18 protein-coding genes and 1 pseudogene are annotated in these 16,719 nt (G+C 70.1%); 11 read left to right on the top strand and 8 right to left on the bottom strand.

The window, feature by feature from the left end:
- Positions 1-484 precede the first annotated feature (484 nt).
- Positions 485-1,330 (bottom strand): annotated as a pseudogene (locus ACTS11_RS12795) (integrase arm-type DNA-binding domain-containing protein); the annotation flags it as partial.
- A gap of 288 nt (positions 1,331-1,618) precedes the next feature.
- On the opposite strand from ACTS11_RS12795, the gene ACTS11_RS12790 reads away from it, so the two are divergent.
- Both ACTS11_RS12790 and ACTS11_RS12785 read left to right on the top strand, forming a co-directional pair.
- Entirely contained in the window at positions 1,619-2,455 is an 837-nt protein-coding gene (locus ACTS11_RS12790; protein ID WP_442640696.1) for a pyridoxal kinase, read from the top strand.
- 8 nt (positions 2,456-2,463) lie between these two features.
- Positions 2,464-3,531, top strand: coding sequence for a methylglyoxal synthase (locus tag ACTS11_RS12785; RefSeq protein ID WP_442640695.1), 1,068 nt, complete (start codon positions 2,464-2,466; stop codon positions 3,529-3,531).
- A 214-nt stretch (positions 3,532-3,745) separates the two neighbouring features.
- Here ACTS11_RS12785 and ACTS11_RS12780 read toward each other — a convergent pair whose 3' ends face one another.
- The 4 genes from ACTS11_RS12780 to ACTS11_RS12765 all read right to left on the bottom strand — a co-directional run bounded on the left by ACTS11_RS12780 (position 3,746) and on the right by ACTS11_RS12765 (position 7,248).
- Positions 3,746-4,468, bottom strand: coding sequence for a hypothetical protein (locus ACTS11_RS12780; protein WP_442640694.1), 723 nt, complete (start codon positions 4,466-4,468; stop codon positions 3,746-3,748).
- 102 nt (positions 4,469-4,570) lie between these two features.
- A complete protein-coding gene (locus ACTS11_RS12775) occupies positions 4,571-5,236 on the bottom strand; it encodes an SOS response-associated peptidase (RefSeq protein WP_442640693.1) in 666 nt (221 codons plus the stop codon).
- A 65-nt stretch (positions 5,237-5,301) separates the two neighbouring features.
- Positions 5,302-5,469 carry a hypothetical protein gene (locus tag ACTS11_RS12770; RefSeq protein WP_442640692.1) on the bottom strand — a complete coding sequence of 56 codons (168 nt, stop codon included), beginning with the start codon at positions 5,467-5,469 and terminating at the stop codon, positions 5,302-5,304.
- Positions 5,470-5,643: 174 nt separating this feature from the next.
- Positions 5,644-7,248, bottom strand: coding sequence for a bifunctional metallophosphatase/5'-nucleotidase (locus ACTS11_RS12765; protein ID WP_442640691.1), 1,605 nt, complete (start codon positions 7,246-7,248; stop codon positions 5,644-5,646).
- A gap of 135 nt (positions 7,249-7,383) precedes the next feature.
- Here ACTS11_RS12765 and ACTS11_RS12760 point away from each other — a divergent pair, with 135 nt between their 5' ends.
- The 3 genes from ACTS11_RS12760 to arsC are packed head-to-tail and all read left to right on the top strand — an operon-like array spanning position 7,384 to position 9,105.
- Positions 7,384-7,719 (top strand): DUF952 domain-containing protein, encoded by a 336-nt coding sequence (locus ACTS11_RS12760; protein WP_442640690.1) that lies wholly within the window; start codon positions 7,384-7,386, stop codon positions 7,717-7,719.
- Positions 7,720-7,723: 4 nt separating this feature from the next.
- Positions 7,724-8,773 carry a quinone-dependent dihydroorotate dehydrogenase gene (locus tag ACTS11_RS12755; protein WP_442640689.1) on the top strand — a complete coding sequence of 350 codons (1,050 nt, stop codon included), beginning with the start codon at positions 7,724-7,726 and terminating at the stop codon, positions 8,771-8,773.
- Entirely contained in the window at positions 8,764-9,105 is a 342-nt protein-coding gene (arsC, locus tag ACTS11_RS12750; RefSeq protein WP_442640688.1) for an arsenate reductase (glutaredoxin), read from the top strand. Before ACTS11_RS12755 ends, arsC begins: the two co-directional genes overlap by 10 nt.
- Positions 9,106-9,163: 58 nt before the next feature.
- Here the strand turns inward: arsC and ACTS11_RS12745 are convergent, their stop codons facing one another.
- The 3 genes from ACTS11_RS12745 to ACTS11_RS12735 are packed head-to-tail and all read right to left on the bottom strand — an operon-like array spanning position 9,164 to position 11,477.
- Positions 9,164-10,495 carry an MATE family efflux transporter gene (locus tag ACTS11_RS12745; RefSeq protein WP_442640687.1) on the bottom strand — a complete coding sequence of 444 codons (1,332 nt, stop codon included), beginning with the start codon at positions 10,493-10,495 and terminating at the stop codon, positions 9,164-9,166.
- A complete protein-coding gene (locus ACTS11_RS12740; protein ID WP_442640686.1) occupies positions 10,492-11,004 on the bottom strand; it encodes a PaaI family thioesterase in 513 nt (170 codons plus the stop codon). The genes ACTS11_RS12745 and ACTS11_RS12740 overlap by 4 nt, the downstream gene beginning before the upstream one ends.
- A complete protein-coding gene (locus ACTS11_RS12735) occupies positions 11,001-11,477 on the bottom strand; it encodes a PaaI family thioesterase (protein ID WP_442640685.1) in 477 nt (158 codons plus the stop codon). Before ACTS11_RS12735 ends, ACTS11_RS12740 begins: the two co-directional genes overlap by 4 nt.
- A gap of 147 nt (positions 11,478-11,624) precedes the next feature.
- Here ACTS11_RS12735 and ACTS11_RS12730 point away from each other — a divergent pair, with 147 nt between their 5' ends.
- The 6 genes from ACTS11_RS12730 to ACTS11_RS12705 form a co-directional block, all read left to right on the top strand.
- The gene (locus tag ACTS11_RS12730) at positions 11,625-11,996 is read left to right on the top strand and encodes a MerR family DNA-binding protein (protein ID WP_442640684.1); all 372 of its coding nucleotides are present in this window, start codon (positions 11,625-11,627) and stop codon (positions 11,994-11,996) included.
- Positions 11,997-12,126: 130 nt separating this feature from the next.
- Entirely contained in the window at positions 12,127-12,528 is a 402-nt protein-coding gene (locus tag ACTS11_RS12725) for a MerR family transcriptional regulator (protein ID WP_442640683.1), read from the top strand.
- Between the two features lie 24 nt (positions 12,529-12,552).
- Complete coding sequence (locus tag ACTS11_RS12720) at positions 12,553-14,328, top strand: acyl-CoA dehydrogenase C-terminal domain-containing protein (protein WP_442640682.1); 1,776 nt, start codon at positions 12,553-12,555, stop codon at positions 14,326-14,328.
- Positions 14,329-14,353: 25 nt separating this feature from the next.
- A complete protein-coding gene (locus tag ACTS11_RS12715; RefSeq protein WP_442640681.1) occupies positions 14,354-14,566 on the top strand; it encodes a hypothetical protein in 213 nt (70 codons plus the stop codon).
- A gap of 285 nt (positions 14,567-14,851) precedes the next feature.
- The gene (locus tag ACTS11_RS12710) at positions 14,852-15,487 is read left to right on the top strand and encodes a glutathione S-transferase family protein (protein WP_442640680.1); all 636 of its coding nucleotides are present in this window, start codon (positions 14,852-14,854) and stop codon (positions 15,485-15,487) included.
- 26 nt (positions 15,488-15,513) lie between these two features.
- Positions 15,514-16,719 (top strand): acetyl-CoA C-acetyltransferase (locus tag ACTS11_RS12705; RefSeq protein WP_442640679.1); only part of this gene is annotated, 1,206 nt, incomplete at its 3' end.

Genomic DNA, 16,719 nt, shown 5'->3' with positions numbered 1-16,719 from the left:
CCCGGCCATACCAAGTCTTGGGCGGCTGGCCGAAACGCCGGACACGTCCGACCTCCTGCCACCCGGGCACCTTCGTAAGGGCCTTTCCGAACGTCCGCTTTTCGAGGTTCCGATAAGCCTGGAGGAGCGGATGGTGTTGCAGGTTCTCGGTGGCCTCCTCGGCCGTCACCATAGCCCGGACCATCGGCGTCTCGTCGCCCTCGTAGCCGTCGAGCGTCAGCCCGCTCGCGTCCACCATCACCTCGTCCGCCGGGCGGCGCTCGTCCAGCCACGCCCCGATCACCTCGGCGACGATCTCGGTCACGGTCTTCTTCCGGCTGCCCTCGGCGATCTGGTCCCGCTCGCGCTGGACCTTGGGATCGCGCAGATCGAGCCAGAGCGCCCCGTGGGGCTGCGCCTCGCGCATGTCGAGGTATGCCTGGTAGGCTTCGCCCCAGATCGCCCACAGGCGCCGCTGGAGGGCGTCCGTGTCGATGGGGTCATGCTCGGTCTTGGGAGAAGGAAAAACCCAACGACGATGGAGCCCCCGCACAGGTGCCAGGATTTCATGGTGCACCGGCAGGATCGGCAGATCGAAACTTCTTCCGTTCTTGGTCATCGGAAGATGAATTCGGTCCTCATTAATGTTCTTCCATTCAAGAGTGAGCGCTTCAGTCTTCCGAAGGCCTGTGAACAGGAGAAGCTTGAAGAAGGTTTCGTGGATAGGGTTGGGCAACGCTTCGACGACGCGTCGCCACTCCGTCAGGTCAGCGATGATCGTTCCTTCGGGACGTTCCTCGAACCACTCGATGGCCATGGTCGGACATTCGCGTAAATCGACGGTTCGCCGGGCGTGATTCCAGACCGTCCGGAAGTATTTCAGCAAATGGTTTGCGGCAGAAGGTCGGTCTCCCAGCGACCTGTGCTTCGCCACGACCATCCCCTTGCTGATCTCGTTGAGCGGTAGCTTCATCCACTCCTTCAGATGGAGTTCGAACTGCTGGCGCAGAATGGTGCGATGCGCCTCGGACCTGAGCTTTGGGCGCGCGAGATACGCCACCATCGCGTTCTCGAGTGTCGGCGCTCCGATCTGGATGGCTTTTCCGGCGCCGCGTCCCCACTCCAGGGCGAAGCCGAGGGCAGCTTGCCTGGCTGTCGCTGCGGTAATGACGGGGTATCTTCCGATGAGAGCCCGTTGGGTCCGACCTCCCACATCACGTTGATAGTACCATGTCTTGGAGCGCTTCCCGACATAGAGCACGATGCCCTTGATCTCGGTGTCCCAGAACTTTTCGGTGCCTTCCTTCGCGAGCGGGAGCTTGCTTGCGAAGGTCTCGGTGAGCTTTGGCATAATGTCGGTTTTTTGTCGGTTCTTCTCGGAACCGTCGTGAACATACAGGACACGATCCGAAAGACTAATGTCAATAAAAATAGAGCCTTAGAACGCCGAGGAACCCATCAGAAACGTGAGATCCAAGCTTGGAAGGCTAGGGCGCTACCATTACACCATACCCGCCCGGCGATCCTGAGGTATGGTATGGGCCTTCCGGGGTCAAGCCTCATGGGGGCGCGCGGCGCGGGGCTTGGAACCGGGCCGGGCGGCGCCTATCGTGCCCCGCAGAACAGCGCCGGAACCCCGATGGCCCGCATCCTCATCCTCTCGAGCTGGGTGGCACACGGCCATGTCGGGCTCTGCGCCGCCGCGCCGGTTCTCCAGGCGCTCGGCCATTCGGTGACGCAGTTGCCCACCGTCCAGCTCTCGAACCATCCCGGCTGGCCGAGTGTCGCGGGGCGCCGCGTGCCGGTGGAGGAGCTTTCGGCCATGACCGACGCGCTTGCCGCGAACGGATGGCTCGGGCAGGCCGGCGCGCTTCTGACGGGCTACCTCCCCTCGCCCGTGCACGTCGCCTTCGCCGCGGAACTCGCCGTGCGGATGCGGGCGGGCGCGCCGGACCTCCGCGTCGTGGTCGACCCGGTGCTCGGGGACAGTCCCAAGGGCCTCTACATCGACGCGGACGCGGCAGAGGCGGTGCGCGCGACCCTCCTGCCCCACGCCGACGTGCTGACGCCCAACGCCTTCGAGCTCGGCTGGCTGACCGGGCGCGAGACCGGGACGCTCGCCGAGGCTCTCGCAGCAGCGGAGACGCTGCGCGAGACGGCGGGCGGCGCGGAGGTGCTGGTGACCTCGCCGCCGCTCGGCGCGCAGACCGGGCTTCTTTCGCTGGCTGGCACGGGCGCCCGCCTCTACCGCGCGCCCCGCGAAGACGCCGCTCAGGTCCCGAACGGGCCGGGCGACGTCCTTTCGGCGCTGATCGCGGGCGGCGTTTCCCCCGGCGCGGCGCTCGGGCAGCTCTCCGCGCTGGTGCGCGAAAGCCTCGGCGCGCCGCACCTGCGCATCGCGGAAACGGCGGCGATCTGGACGCGCGCCGCGCCCGTGCCGCCGGAATCCGTTGACCGCGCCGCCCCTCCCGGGTGAGGTGAGCCATGGGCTTCGACTTCATCCTCATGCTGACCGAGAACGACCGGACGATCCCCGACGCGCGCGCGCGCATCGAGGAGGCGCTCGAAGGCGGGGTCCGGCACATCGGCTTCAAGGACGTGGGCCTGCCCTTCGCCGAGCTGCGCGGCCTCGCCGACGCGATCCGGGCGGCGGGCGGGCGCTCCTATCTCGAGGTGGTCAGCCTCGACGAGGAGAGCGAGATCGCCTCGGCCCGCGCGGCGGTGGACCTCGACGTGGACGTGCTGCTGGGCGGCACGCGGGCCGAGGCGGTGACGGGCATCACCCGGCATCACCCCTTGCGCTACTACCCCTTTCCCGGCCGGATCACCGGGCATCCGAGCGTGCTGGAAGGCCCGGCGGAGGACATCGTCGCCTCGGCCCGCGCGCTGTCCGCGCTCGAGCATGTGCACGGCCTCGACCTTCTGGCCTATCGCTTCGCGGGCGACGTGCCGGGGCTGATGGCCGCCGTCTGCGCGGCCCAGCCGAAGCCCGTGATCGTCGCGGGCAGCATCGACCGGGCCGAGCGGGTGGAGGCGGCGGCGCGCGCGGGCGCGCAGGGCTTCACCGTGGGCACCGCCGCGCTGGCCGGCGCGTTCCCGTCCGAGACCGCGGGCTTCGCGGGACAGGTCCGCGCTATCCTCGCCATCACGGCGAAGGCCCGCGCGCTCTCGACGGCGCCCTTGCGCATCGCGCTCGTGGCGCACGACACGCGGAAGTCGCACCTGCGGGCCTGGGTGCTCAGGCACGCGGGGCGGCTCGCGGGGCACCGGCTGATCTGCACGGGCGGCACGGGCCGCGTCATCGCCGAGGTCGCGCCCGCGCTGACGGTCCAGCGGCTCCAGCGCGGGGGGCGCGGCGGCGACCAGCAGCTCGCCGCGATGATCGCGACGGGCGAGCTCGACGCGGTGGTGTTCTTCGCCGACCCGACCGTGCCGCAGGCGGGCGACGCGGACCTCCAGGCGCTGACCCGGCTTTCGGTGCTGCACGACACGCCGCTCGCGCTCGGGCCGTCGGGGGCGGACCTTCTGGTGGCGGGGCTGATCTCGCGCTGATTGCCGGATCGGAGACAATCCGGCCGAAAGCCCCGGAATGATCGCGCAAATTCCCTGAAACGGTTTCCGAAGCGCCCCATTTCGGCCGCGAACGGGGGGCATTGTCCAAGTCATGGAAACGGCGGGCGCTCTCTCCCTCGTCCGCCGGGCCAACCCTCCCTGACCCGACTGGGGCCGCATCCCTCCCCCTGATGCGGCCCCGATTTTTTTCGGCCTACTGCGTGAGCCTGCGGCGCAGTTCCGCCATCGCGGCATCCGACAGTTCGCGGCCGCCCGTGACGGCGAGGAGCGCGTCCTCCTCGAGGCCCTGCACCTCCTCGTAGGCCTCCGCCGCGTCGTTCGAGAGACCGGCGAGCCGGTCGAGTTCGGCATCGTAGCCCTCCGCGGCCTCGAGCTCGGCGGTCAGCCGCGCGAGCTCCTCCTCGTAGGTCGCGGAGGTGTCGTCGAGCCCGGCGATCTCCTCCTCGATCTCGGCGGCGGTGCGGCCGTCATAGCTGTCGCGGAAGGCGATGTAGTCGCTGTAGGCCGCCTGCCACTCGGTGTAGGCCTCCTCGCTCTCGCCGATCGCCTCGCGCAGCGTGTTGAGCCGGCCCACGTTGCTGTCGGGGGCGGCGTTCAGCATCGCGTTGATGTTGGCGTTGGCCGCGTTGGCGTTCCTCAGTTCGCTGGCGATGGCGCCCTGGCCGCGCGGCCCGTTGCCGTTGCCGTTGCCGCTCGCGTGGTCCTCGCCGCCGCGATTGCCGTTTCCGTTGCCGTTTCCGCCGCCATTGCCGTTCCCGTTGCCGTTACCGCCGGCGTTACCATGACCGTTACCATTTCCGGGCTGGGCGAGCGCGGCGCCGGTCTCGAAGGCGGGAACCGGGGCCACCCCCGCCGCCAGCGGCAGCGCGAGCACCGCGACCGCCGCGATCCGGAACATGTTCGCACGCATCTCCATCTTCGTCTTCCCTTCGTGGGTTGCTGGTAGGGAATTAACCGCTAAGGCGGGAAGACGGTCGCATTCTGTCCGGAAAAGGGCAGTCCCGTGGCCCCGGCGGATCTATGCCGCCAGGGGCTCGATCAGGTCGGGCCCCTCTGCGCGGTTGGAATTCACCCGCGGATCGACACGCCAGCGGCGGTAGCGGCCCTCGGGCGCGGCCCGCATCAGCGGCGCGGCGCCCTTCCCCTCCTCGCCGAGCCAGAGCGCCCAGTCCTCGGGCGCGAGGCTCACCGGTTCGCGGTGGTGCGTCTCGGCCATCCAGTCGGAGGCGGCGCAGGTCACGACGGCGAGCGTGGTCAGACGCACACCCTCCCGCTCCCAGTCCTGCCAGACACCGGCGAGGACCAGCGGCTCGCCATCGGCGGGCGTGAAGTACCAGGGCAGCCGCGCCCCGTCCTCGCCCTTGGTCCATTCGTAGAAGCCCGTCACCGGCACGAGGCAGCGCCGCTCGCGACAGGCGGCGCGGAACGCGGGCTTCTCGGCGATGGTCTCGGCGCGGGCGTTGATGAGGAGCGGGCCGTCCGTGGGCGTCTTGTACCAGTGCGGCACGAAGCCCCAGCGCATGGGCCGCAGGCGCCGCCCCCCGTCGGACGCGGTGACCACGCCCACCGATTGCGTCGGACAGATGTTGTAGCGGGGCACCTCGGGCAGGTCGTTCGAGGCGGTGGCGTCGAACAGGCGCGCCATCGCGTCGTTGGGGTGGGTCAGGGTCATGCGCCCGCACATGGGGGCAAGCCTAGTTGACCCGGGTAGCGGGGGGCAAGCCCGTGCCTGCCGCCCGCCGGGTGCGCTCAGGCGCCGTAGACGGCGCGGCGCGCGATGCGCTCGGCGTCGCCGGGATAGATCCCGAGATCCTCGATGGCCACGTCGCGGTTCATGCGCGCGATCTCGGCGACGGTGCGGTTGTAGGCGGCGCGTTTCTCGGCGGCGGAGCGGAGATAGGTGATGATCGACGTCATGGGTCAGCTCCTTTCCTTCGGCTGTGTGTCCCGTGTTCGTGACCCTCATATGATAGCGCTAACGCCCACGACAATTGCCGCCTGTGGAAAGCACCCTTGCGTTTTCTGCAACGCAGCGAAAAGGCCGGCGCGCAGAACGCACCGGCCTGATTTCAAAGGACTTTCGAGAGCCCCTTACTCGGCTTCGGCGATCCGTCCGTCGGTGAAGGGCGTGTAGGGCCCGTTCTCGGTCAGCCAGGTGGCGACGACCTCCTCGAGGCCGGGGCCGAAGTCGTAGGCGTTCATCGCGTTGTTGGCGAAGACCCGGTAGCCGTCGCCGCCGCCGCGCATGAAGTTGTTGGACACGACACCGTAGGTGGCGGCCGGGTCGATGGGCGCCCAGGTGCCGCCCTGGTCAACCTCGACCGAGACGATGCGGCTGCCGGGCTCGGCCGCCGGGTTCCAGGTGAAGCGGAGGCCCGCCACCTGCGGGAAGCGGCCAGCGCCCTCCTCGACCTGGCTCACGCCGTTCTCGAGGGCCGCGATCACGTCGGCGCCCGAGAGCTGGAAGGTCGCCAGCGTGTTCTGGAACGGCAGGACGGTGAAGACCTCGCCCATGGTGATCTCGCCCTCGTCGATCGAGGCGCGCAGGCCGCCCCCGTTGGCGATGGCGATCTGGATGCCCTGGTCGGCCACCCGGTCGAGCATCGCGCCCGCCACGAGGTTGCCCATCGGGCATTCCATCGCCCGGCAGACCGAGCGGTCGCCCTCGATGAAGCCGGTGGTCGAGCCCACGACCTCGGCCATCGACTCCTCGATCGGGCCGGCCAGTTCGGCCACGCGCGCGGCGATCGCCTCGTCGGGCGTGACGCTCGCGTCGAGGAGCATGGTGTTGCCCTCGGCGTAGATCACCTCGCCCGCGTCGTCGAAGGTGACTTCCAGGTGCCCGAGATACTTCGAGTAGGCATAGGCCTGCACGATCGGGACCATCACGCCGTCGGGGTTCGAGATCCAGAGCGGATAGGGGCCGTCGCGGTCGGGGTCGTCCTGGCTGAGATAGGTGTGCGAGTGGCCGCCCACGATCACGTCGATGCCCGTCACCGCCTCGGCGATGCGGATGTCGGCGGGCAGGCCCACATGGGTCAGCGCGATGATCATGTCCACGCCCTGCTCGGTCAGCGCGTCCACGTCGCCCTGGAGCGCGTCGATCTCCTCCTGGAAGATCACGGCGTCGCCGGGCGAGGAGATCTCCATCGTGTCGCGGGTCAGGGCCGAGACGATGCCGACCTGCATCCCGTTCACGTCGAGGACGACATGGTCCTGAACCCGCCCGTTCAGCGAGGGGTCCTGGCTCACGTCGAGGTTGCCGGAGATGACCGGGAAGGACACCGCGTCGAGCAGCGGCAGCAGACCCTCGGGCCCGTTGTTGAACTCGTGGTTGCCGAGCGCCATGGCGTCGAAGCCGATGGCCTCCATGAACTCGCCCGCGGCCGCGCCGCGATAGGTCGTGAAGAACAGGCTGCCCTGGTACTGGTCGCCCGCGTCGAGCACGACCACGTTCTCGCCCTCGAGTTCGGAGCGGAGCTGGTTCACCGCGGTGGCGATCCGCGCCACGCCGCCGAAGCACTCGCCCGCGGCGTCGTCCTCGGCGGGGCAGGTCGAATCGAAGGCGTTGATCGGCTGGATGCGGCTGTGCAGGTCGTTGATGTGAAGGATGTGGAGCGTGGTCTCCGCCGCCGCTGGCGCGGCCATCGACAGCCCGGCCAGGATCGCCGTCGATCCGAGAATCCGTGCAAGCATGATTGCTCTCCCGTATGTGTTGGACGGCTGCCAGATTGGCGGCCCGCCCGGGTCAAGTAAAGCCGCTTGGTGACGGGAATGTAACAGGGCCGCGCGGCCTTGACGGGGCGCCGGCCGCGGGCCAATGGGCGCGCCATGCGCATCTACAAGATCCTCCGCGCGGACGAATGGGCCGCGCTCGAAGCGGCCGGCGAGACGGCCGGCGCGCCCGTCGACGTGGCGGACGGCTTCATCCATTTCTCGACCGCCGAGCAGGTGGCCGGGACCGCCGCCAGGCACTTCGCGGGCGAGGACGGGCTGATCCTCGCCGCCTTCGAGGCCGACGCGCTGGGGCCCGCGCTGAAATGGGAGGTCTCGCGCGGCGGCGCGCTCTTCCCGCATCTCTACGCGCCGCTCCGGCGCGCCGACGTGATCTGGCACGCGCCCCTGCCCGTGTCGGACGGCGCCCACCTGTTCCCGGAGGATCTCTGATCCCATGTGGGAACGGTTCGGCCTCTCGGTCATGCAGCGGATGGACCCCGAGCGCGCGCACGCGCTGGCCATCGCCGCGCTGAAGACGGGGATGCTGCCCCTCGGCGGCCCCGTGACCTCGCCGCGCCTCGCCACCACGCTCGCGGGCCTGCCCCTGCCGAACCCGGTCGGTCTCGCGGCGGGCTTCGACAAGAACGCCGAGGCGATCCCGGCGCTCAGCCGTGCGGGCTTCGGCTTTCTCGAGGTCGGCGCCGCCACGCCCCGCGCGCAGGTCGGCAACGCGAAACCCCGGCTCTTCCGCCTGACCGAGGACGCCGCCGCCATCAACCGCTTCGGCTTCAACAACGAAGGGATGGAGGCCATCGCCGCCCGCCTCGCCGCCGCCCCGCGTCTCGTGCCGGTGGGCCTCAATCTCGGGGCGAACAAGGACAGCGCGGACCGTGCCGCCGACTTCGCCCGCGTGCTGGCGCATTGCGGGCCCCATCTCGACTTCGCGACCGTCAACGTCTCGTCGCCCAACACCGAGCGGCTGCGCGAGCTGCAGGGGCGCGCCGCGCTCGAGGGGCTGCTCGCGGGCGTGATGGAGGCGAACGCGGGCCTCGCCCGTCCCGTGCCGGTCTTGCTCAAGATCGCGCCCGACCTCGAGGAGGATGCGCTGGCCGAAATCGCGGAGGTGGCGCGCGCGAGCGGGATCGCCGGGATCGTCGCCACCAACACGACGCTGTCGCGCGACGGCCTGTCCTCCCGGCACCGGGGCGAGGCGGGCGGCCTCTCGGGCCAGCCGCTCTTCGAGCGGAGCACGCGGGTGCTGGCGAAGCTCCACCGCCTGACCGGGGGCACGCTCCCCCTCGTCGGGGTCGGCGGGGTGGCGAGCGTCGAGCAGGCCTGGGAGAAGCTCCGCGCCGGCGCCAGCGCGGTGCAACTCTACACCGGGCTCGTCTACGCGGGGATCACGCTCGGCGCACGCATCGCGCAGGGGCTGGACGCCCGGCTCGCGGCGGAGGGAAAGACGGTGAACGAGCTCACGGGAACGGGGGTGGACGCATGGCTCTGACGCTCTGGCACAACCCGCGCTGCGGCAAGTCGCGCGCGGCGCTGGCGTTCCTCCGGGAGCGAGGGGTCGAGCCCGCGATCCGGCTCTACATGAAGACGCCGCCCCTCGAGGCCGAGATCGTGGACCTCCTGCGCCGCCTCGGCGTGCCGGCCATCGGGCTCGTGCGGACGAATGAGCCCGTCTTCGCCGATCTCGGCCTCGCCGACGGAGACGACACCGCCCTCGTCGCGGCGATGACCGCCCACCCGATCCTGATCGAGCGCCCGATCCTCGACGACGGAAGACGCGCCGTCATCGGCCGCCCGCCCGAGGACATCCTGGCGCTCCTGTGACGCCGGGCGCCCGGAAAAGCCGGCTTTTCCGGGCCGGAATTGCAGGCAATTCCGCCCCCTACCCCGTCGCGCGCTCCAGCGCCGGGTAGCGGAAGGCCAGCGTCACCCCGCGCAGCACGAAGAAGCCCACCAGCGCCGCCCAGAGCCCGTGGTTGCCCAGGCTCGGCACGAGCAGCGCCACCAGCACCGCGTAGCCCGCGAAGCTCACCGCCATCATGTTGCGCATGTCCCGCGTCCGCGTCGCGCCGATGAAGATGCCGTCGAGCATCCACGACGCCCAGCCCGCAAGCGGCCCGAGCACCATCCAGGGCAGGTAGTCGCGCGCCGCCTCGCGCACGCCGGGCGCGGTGGTCATGAGGTCGATGATCGCGCCGCCGCCGAGAAGGAAGAGCAACGCCATGAGCCCCGCCGCGCCGAGGCCCCAGCGGCTCGTCAGGATCGCCGCCCGCCTGAGGCCCGCACGCGCCCGCGCCCCCGCCGCCTGGCCCACCAGCGCCTCGGCGGCGAAGGCGAAGCCGTCCATCGCGTAGGAGGTCACGTAGACGAACTGGATCAGCACCTGGTTGGCGGCCAGCGTCACGTCGCCGAAATCCGAGGCGAGGAACATGAAGGAGGTGAAGGCCGCGAGCAGGAGGAGCGAGCGGATCAGGATGTCGACGTTCACCCGCGCCATCCGGCCGAGCTGCACGCGGTCGAGGACGCGCGCCCGGTCCCGCCACGCGGGCACGCCGAAGGCCGCGCGGCAGAGCCAGAGGCCGAGCGCGAGGCCGCACCACTCCGCCACGAAGGTGCCCCAGGCGACGCCCGCGACGCCGAGATCGAGGCCGAGCACGAGGATCGCGGAGACCGCGATGTTGAGCCCGTTCTGGAAAAGCTGGAGCGCGAGGACCGCGCCCGTCCGCTCCTGCGCGATGAGCCAGCCGGTGATGCCGTAGATCGCGATGGCGGCGGGCGCCGAGAAGACGCGGATCGTGACGTAGGTGGCGACCAGCGCCTCGACCTCCGCGCTCGCCGGCGCGAGCCAGAGGGCGGCCGCGAAGAGCGGCACCTGCAGGAGGATGAGCGCAAGCCCCGCCCCCGCCCCGATCATCAGGACGCGTGTCAGCAGCGCCGCGACCTCGCCCGCGTCCCGCGCGCCGATCGCCTGCGCGGCGAGGCCCACCGTCCCCATCCGCAGGAAGCCGAAGGCCCAGTAGATCGAGGTCAGGATCACCGCGCCGAGGCCGACCGCGCCGATGGGAACCGGGTCGCCGATCTGGCCCACCACGGCGGTGTCGACGATGCCGAGCAGCGGGATCGTGGCGTTCGAGACGACGACGGGCGCCGCGATCCTGAGCACCCGCCGATGCGTCAGCGGTCCGGGTTCCGTGACGGGGTCGGCCGCGCTCACCCGTCGCGCCGGGGCATCAGGAAATGCCCGGTCGCCTGCGCGAAGAGCTTCTGGCGGTTGTCCTGCCAGGCCTCGACGTGGACGCTGGCGTAGCGCCGTCCCGAGCGGTTGACGCGCGCCCGCGCATAGGCGTCGCGCGGCAGGCCCGAGCGCAGGTAGTCCACCGTGAAGTCGATGGTCTTGGGCAGGCGCGGCAGGGCCTCGGGCGTCAGCGTGTCGACATCGAGGCTGCCGCTCTCGATCTCGTCCCAGAGCATCTGGAACGACAGTTCCATGATCGCGGCGACCTCGAGGAAGGAGGCGATGGCCCCGCCGTGGAGCGCGGGCAGGAGCGGGTTGCCCATGAGCTTGTCGTCGTAGGACATCACGGCGGTCAACTCGTCCCCCCGCCGGTCGAAGGCGATCCCCATGAAGCCGATGTAGGGCACCCCCTCGACCAGCGCGCGGAGCGCCCTGTCGCGGCGGTGCTTGATGAGGTGGACGGGCTCGGGCGGGCGGCGGGCGCTCATGCCGCGCCCTCCCCGGAGCGGGCGCGCTCGACCGTGAAGGCGCCCGTGGCGGCGGCGAGCGGGCGGCCCTCGTCGCTGTCCCAGGCCTCCGCCCGCACGAAGGCGACGGAGCGCGTGACGTGGTAGCAGGTCGCCCGCGCGGTGATCCGCGCGCCGGGCTCGGCGGGGCGCATGTAGTCGATCCTGAGGTCGATCGTGGCCGTCGCCGCCAGTGCCTCGGGATGGCACATCACCGCCGCACCGCCGCAGGTGTCCATCAGCGCCGAGACCGCGCCGCCGTGGATGACGCCGGTGCGCGGCTCGCCCACGAGCGCGTCGTTCCACGGCATCGAGATGACCGCGACGCCGTCGCCGATCTCCTCGAGGCGCATCCGCAGCGCCCGCGAGAAGGGGATCGCCTCGATGAACTGCCGCGCGATCCGCGCCTTGTCCGTATCCGGACCCGCGCCCCGCCCCGTTTCTTCGTCCGCCATGCGTCACGTCCCGTCTGCCGTCCGGCCCCAGACATCGCGCCCCGCGCCAGCGGGTGCAAGCGGAACGTCGCGGCCCGGCGCCCGCTTGGCACCGGCCGGCCCCGGATGATACATCTTGCCCCGGGGAGAGCGGAGGGAGCGCGGCCGATGCCCGGCGAAAGGCTCGACTTCAAGTCCATGTGCGCGCGCTTCGACGTGACGCCCAGGACCTTGCGTCACTACGAGTACATCGAGCTTCTCGCGCCCGCGCGCGAGGGCCGCGCGCGCTACTACGGCCCGCGCGAGATCGCGCGCATGACGCTGATCCTGCGCGGGCGGCGCTTCGGCTTCTCGCTGGAGGAGATCCGCCAGTGGCTGGAGCTGCACGACAAGGACCCCGAGGGGCGCATCCAGCGGCAGGCCTGGCTCGAGATGGCGGACCGGCAGCTGCGCGAGCTGCGCGACCGGCGGCGCGAGCTCGACGAGGTGATCGCGGAACTCGAGACGCTCCGCGACGAGACCGCGAAGGGCGCCGACTGAGCCGGAGCCGCGCACCCCGCCAAAGTGACGCAACGTTCTCTTTACGTAAACGTCATCCGGACTTGTATGATGGCATCGCGGGCGGCAGATACCCCGCCAGACCGGGACATTCCCCGCTTTGGATACCGCGATGACCGACCAGACCATGACCATCCGCGAGATGTGCGACGCCTTCGACGTGACGCCCCGCACGCTCAGGTTCTACGAGGCCAAGGAGCTTCTCTTCCCCCGCCGCGAGGGGCAGAAGCGCCTCTTCACCCGCCGCGACCGCGCGCGCCTGAAGCTGATCCTGCGCGGCAAGCGCTTCGGCTTCTCGCTGGAGGAGATCCGCCAGCTTCTCGACCTCTACTACGTGGGCGACCAGCAGGCGACGCAGCTCTCCGCGACGCTCGGCGTTGCGCGCGACCGCCTCGCCGATCTCGAGCAGCGGCGCGCCGAGCTCGACGCCGCCATCGGCGACCTCAGGAACCAGATGCGGATGGTCGAGGAGATGCTCGCCTCCGTGGGCCGCGTTGCCGACGCGGCCGAGTGACAGACGACCGGGAGGATTGACGAGATGCCGAGCTACACCGCCCCCACGAAGGACATGCAGTTCATCCTGCACGACGTGCTGAGGATCACCGAGGCCGGGATCGCGGGATACGCCGACCTCGACCGGGACTTCACCGCCGCGATCCTCGAGGAGGCCGGCAAGATCAGCACCGAACTGCTGGCGCCGCTGAACCCCGTGGGCGACCGCGAGGGCTGCCGCCTCGAGAACGGGATCGTCTACACGCCCACCGGCTTCAAGGACGCCTTTGAGCAGATGAAGGAGAACGGCTGGCCCGCCATCGACATGCCCGAGGAATACGGCGGCCAGGGGATGCCCTACATCATGAACACCGCCGTGGGCGAGATGTTCTCGGCCGCCAACCAGGCGTTCACGATGTACCAGGGCCTGACCCACGGCGCCGCCTCCGCGATCCTCGCCCACGGCACGGACGCGCAGAAGCAGACGTGGCTGCCGAAGATGGTCTCCTGCGAGTGGACCGGCACCATGAACCTGACCGAGCCCCATTGCGGCACGGATCTCGGGCTCATGCGCACCAGGGCCGAGCCGCAGGGCGACGGCAGCTACCGCATCACCGGCCAGAAGATCTTCATCTCGGCCGGCGAGCACGACATGGCCGAGAACATCGTCCACCTCGTGCTGGCCAGGATCCCCGGCGGCCCCGAGGGCATCAAGGGCGTCTCCCTCTTCATCGTGCCGAAGTTCCTCGTGAACGAGGACGGCAGCCTCGGCGCGCGCAACGGCGTCTCCTGCGGCAAGATCGAGGAGAAGATGGGCATCCACGGCAACGCCACCTGCGTGATGAACTACGACGCGGCCGAGGGCTACCTGCTGGGCGAGGCGCACAAGGGCATGCGGGCGATGTTCACCATGATGAACGAGGCCCGCCTCGGCGTGGGGATGCAGGGCCTCGCCCAGGCCGAGATCGCGTTCCAGAACGCGCTCGCCTACGCGAAGGACCGCCTCCAGGGCCGCGACATCACCGGCGCGAGGAACCCCGAGGGGCCGGCCGATCCGCTGATCGTCCACCCCGACATCCGCCGCAACCTGATGGAGCAGAAGAGCTTCACCGAGGGCGCGCGCGCCTTCCTCTTCTGGGGCGCGACGCTGATCGACCGCGCCCACCGCGAGGGGGACGCGGAGGCCGACGGGCTCGTCTCGCTGCTCACGCCGGTCATCAAGGGCTTCCTGACCGACAAGGGCTTCGACATGACCGTGCAGGCCCAGCAGGTCTATGGCGGGCACGGCTACATCGAGGAATGGGGCATGTCGCAATACGCCCGCGACGCCCGGATCGCGATGATCTACGAGGGCGCGAACGGGGTGCAGGCGCTCGACCTCGTCGGCCGCAAGCTCGCGCAGGACGGCGGCAGGCACGTCATGGCCTTCTTCGAGCACGTCAAGACCTTCTCGAAGGAGAACGCCGGGACCGAGGGCATGGCCGAGTTCCTCGAGCCGCTGAAGCGCGCCTCGAAGGATCTCCAGGGCGCGGCGATGTACTTCATGCAGGAAGGCATGAAGAACCCCAACGCCGCGCTCGCGGGGTCCTACGACTTCATGCACCTCTTCGGGCATGTCTGCCTCGGGCTCATGTGGGCGCGGATGGCGCGCGCCTCGCTCGCGGCGCTGGCCTCGGGCACGGCGGACCCGGCGTTCCACCAGACCAAGCTGGCCACCGCGCGCTTCTACATGGCCCGCCAGCTGCCGATGACCGCGACCCACCTCGCGCGCATCCAGTCGGGCGCCGAGCCCGTCATGGCGCTCGAGGCGGCGAATTTCTGAGGACGACCGACCGGAAGGAGAGGACATGCCCAAGCGCCTGCGCCTGACCCGCCGCCCGAACATCGCGATGAGCGAGGACGGCTACCGCAAGCTCCGCAAGCTCGCGGAGGAGGCGGGGCTGGACGAGGGCGAGTTCCTCTCCTTCCTCTTCGAGCACTGGGGCAGCGTGATCAACGAGGAGAAGTTCGTCGCCCGGATGCGGCTGTTCAACTCCGAGCTCGAGGAGCGGAAACGGTAGGGACGGCACGGGGACGGCGGATGGAGGAGTGCGTATTTCAGGAAAGATGAAAGCCGGGGTCGGGCCCCTGCCGAGCCGAGTGTTCCCCAGGGCCTCCGGATGCCGCGGGGCGCTGCACTGAACGGCAGGGGCGCCTTCACCTTTCGCGGTCATCGGCTCGCCAGCCTGTACCGCGGAGCGAGGGTGGCACGTTAACCTTAACGAGAGGTTATGAGCCTTCATCTTTCCCGAAATACGCAGAAAAGGACGGCCACGGGCACGCCCGTGCCGCAGGGGAGGAAAGCAATGACCAACACGCTCTACTGCTTCGGCGAGAGCGGCAACGCCTACAAGGCGGCGCTGGCGCTCGAGCTTGCCGGCGTCCCGTGGGAGCCGCGTTTCGTGGACTTCTTCAGGGGCGAGGCGCGGGGCGCGGCGTTCCGGGCCATCAACCCCATGGGCGAGGTGCCGGTCCTCGACGCGGACGGCATGATCCTGACGCAGTCGGGCGTGATCCAGGACTGGATCATGGACGAGACGGGCAGGCTCTGCGGCGACGGCTCGAACTCCGTCCGGCGCGAGATCCTGCGCTGGACGATCTTCGACAACCAGAAGGTCTCGGGCATGGCGGGCCCGCTGCGCTTCGTGATGAACTTCCTGCCCGCGGACAAGCGGCAGGCCGACGTGATCGGCTGGCTCTCCGGGCGGCTGCACGCCGCGCTCCGGGTGCTCGAGGGCGAGCTTTCGGGGCGCGACTGGCTCGTGGGCGACGCGCTGACATGCGCCGACATCTCCTGCTGCGGCTACCTCTTCTACGAGGAGCCCTTCACCTTCGACCGGGCCGAGTGGCCGGCGATCGACGCCTGGCTCGGGCGCATCGCGGCGACGCCCGGCTGGAAACACCCCTACGACCTGATGGCGCGCGCCTACGCGCCCGCGTGACACGACCCATGGAAGGACATCCCAAGATGACCGACGCCTACATCTACGACGCGATCCGCACCCCGCGCGGCAAGGGCCGCAAGGACGGCGCCCTGCAGGAGGTGACGGCGGCGCGCCTCTCGGCCTTCACGCTGAACGCGCTGAAGGAGCGCAACGCGCTCGAGGGCCACGCCGTCGAGGACGTGATCTGGGGCAACGTCACGCAGGTGGGCGAACAGGGCGGCTGCCTCGCGCGGACGGCGGTGCTCGCCTCGGACCTCGACGACCGCATCCCCGGCCTCGCCATCAACCGCTTCTGCGCCTCCGGTCTCGAGGCGGTGAACCTCGCCGCGAACCAGGTGCGCGGCGGCGCGGGCGCGGCCTACATCGCGGGCGGCGTCGAGATGATGGGCCGCGTGCCCATGGGCTCGGACGGGGCGGCGATCGCGGTCGATCCCTCCATCGCCATGGAGACCTACTTCGTGCCTCAGGGCATCTCGGCCGACATCATCGCGACCGAGTACGGCTTCTCCCGCGACGACGCGGACGCGCTCGCCGTGGAGAGCCAGAAGCGCGCGGAAATGGCCTGGAAGGAGGGCCGCTTCGTGCGCTCCGTGGTGCCGGTCACGGACGTGAACGGGCTCACCATCCTCGACCATGACGAGTACATGCGCCCCGGCACCGACATGCAGGCGCTCGGCGCGCTGAAGGCCTCGTTCAAGGACATGGGCGAGCAGATGCCGGGCTTCGACGCCGTGGCGCTGATGAAGTACCCGCATCTGGAGCGGATCGAGCACATCCACCACGCCGGCAATTCCTCGGGCATCGTCGACGGGGCGGCCGCCGTCCTGATCGGCAACCGCGAGTTCGGCGAGCGCCACGGGCTGAAGCCGCGCGCGCGCATCCGGGCGACGGCCAAGATCGGCACCGATCCCACGATCATGCTGACCGGCCCCGTCCCCGCGACCGAGAAGATCCTGAGGGACAGCGGCATGGCGATCTCGGACATCGACCTCTTCGAGGTGAACGAGGCCTTCTCCTCGGTGGTGCTGCGCTTCATGCAGGCCTTCGACGTGGACCACGGCCGCGTCAACGTGAACGGCGGCGCGATCGCGATGGGCCATCCGCTCGGCGCGACGGGGGCGATGATCCTCGGCACGCTGCTCGACGAACTGGAGCGCTCGGCCAAGGGCACCGCCCTCGCCACGCTCTGCGTCGCCTCGGGCATGGGCGCGGCCACGATCATCGAGCGG

The sequence above is a fragment of the Roseicyclus sp. genome, from assembly GCF_052168335.1.
Classification (GTDB): Bacteria; Pseudomonadota; Alphaproteobacteria; order Rhodobacterales; family Rhodobacteraceae; genus Roseibacterium.
The sequence above is the reverse complement of the archived record's forward strand: the minus strand, read 5'-3'. Positions and strand labels throughout refer to the sequence as shown.

What these genes read in the sequence shown, in the direction of transcription:
- ACTS11_RS12790 (WP_442640696.1), top strand. Translation starts at nt 1,619, where the DNA reads ATGGCCCGCATCCTCATCCTCTCGAGCTGGGTGGCACACGGCCATGTC.
- ACTS11_RS12785 (WP_442640695.1), top strand. Translation starts at nt 2,464, where the DNA reads ATGGGCTTCGACTTCATCCTCATGCTGACCGAGAACGACCGGACGATC.
- ACTS11_RS12780 (WP_442640694.1), bottom strand. Translation starts at nt 4,468, where the DNA reads ATGGAGATGCGTGCGAACATGTTCCGGATCGCGGCGGTCGCGGTGCTC.
- ACTS11_RS12775 (WP_442640693.1), bottom strand. Translation starts at nt 5,236, where the DNA reads ATGTGCGGGCGCATGACCCTGACCCACCCCAACGACGCGATGGCGCGC.
- ACTS11_RS12770 (WP_442640692.1), bottom strand. Translation starts at nt 5,469, where the DNA reads ATGACGTCGATCATCACCTATCTCCGCTCCGCCGCCGAGAAACGCGCC.
- ACTS11_RS12765 (WP_442640691.1), bottom strand. Translation starts at nt 7,248, where the DNA reads ATGCTTGCACGGATTCTCGGATCGACGGCGATCCTGGCCGGGCTGTCG.
- ACTS11_RS12760 (WP_442640690.1), top strand. Translation starts at nt 7,384, where the DNA reads ATGCGCATCTACAAGATCCTCCGCGCGGACGAATGGGCCGCGCTCGAA.
- ACTS11_RS12755 (WP_442640689.1), top strand. Translation starts at nt 7,724, where the DNA reads ATGTGGGAACGGTTCGGCCTCTCGGTCATGCAGCGGATGGACCCCGAG.
- arsC (WP_442640688.1), top strand. Translation starts at nt 8,764, where the DNA reads ATGGCTCTGACGCTCTGGCACAACCCGCGCTGCGGCAAGTCGCGCGCG.
- ACTS11_RS12740 (WP_442640686.1), bottom strand. Translation starts at nt 11,004, where the DNA reads ATGAGCGCCCGCCGCCCGCCCGAGCCCGTCCACCTCATCAAGCACCGC.
- ACTS11_RS12735 (WP_442640685.1), bottom strand. Translation starts at nt 11,477, where the DNA reads ATGGCGGACGAAGAAACGGGGCGGGGCGCGGGTCCGGATACGGACAAG.
- ACTS11_RS12730 (WP_442640684.1), top strand. Translation starts at nt 11,625, where the DNA reads ATGCCCGGCGAAAGGCTCGACTTCAAGTCCATGTGCGCGCGCTTCGAC.
- ACTS11_RS12725 (WP_442640683.1), top strand. Translation starts at nt 12,127, where the DNA reads ATGACCGACCAGACCATGACCATCCGCGAGATGTGCGACGCCTTCGAC.
- ACTS11_RS12720 (WP_442640682.1), top strand. Translation starts at nt 12,553, where the DNA reads ATGCCGAGCTACACCGCCCCCACGAAGGACATGCAGTTCATCCTGCAC.
- ACTS11_RS12715 (WP_442640681.1), top strand. Translation starts at nt 14,354, where the DNA reads ATGCCCAAGCGCCTGCGCCTGACCCGCCGCCCGAACATCGCGATGAGC.
- ACTS11_RS12710 (WP_442640680.1), top strand. Translation starts at nt 14,852, where the DNA reads ATGACCAACACGCTCTACTGCTTCGGCGAGAGCGGCAACGCCTACAAG.